1 protein-coding gene is annotated in these 254 nt (G+C 64.2%); it reads right to left on the bottom strand.

The window, feature by feature from the left end:
* Positions 1-254: sodium:solute symporter family transporter (locus SB756_RS32550; protein WP_410913571.1), on the bottom strand; the 254-nt coding region annotated here is incomplete at both ends.

Here is a 254-nt window from a genome sequence, read left to right as displayed (position 1 = left end):
AGGGTCAGCGACCACATGCCGCCGATGGTCGAGTACAGCACCACCACGCCACCGCCGAGCAGCAACGACATCCAGAACGGCAGTTCCAGCAGCACCTGCAGTACGGTTGCCATGGCCAGGGTCGAGGTGACGCCGATCATCAGCGCATATGCCAGCATGATCGCTGCACTGGCCTGGCGTGCCATGGGGTTGTACCGACGCTCCAGCACCTGGGTGACGGTGAAGATGCGCAGGCGCAGCAGCGGTTTGGCGAG

Origin of the sequence: Pseudomonas sp. SIMBA_068, from assembly GCF_046534705.1 — a bacterium.
Taxonomy (GTDB): domain Bacteria; phylum Pseudomonadota; class Gammaproteobacteria; order Pseudomonadales; family Pseudomonadaceae; genus Aquipseudomonas; species Aquipseudomonas putida.
Note: the sequence above shows the minus strand (reverse complement) of the source record. Positions and strands in the feature narration are given on the sequence as shown.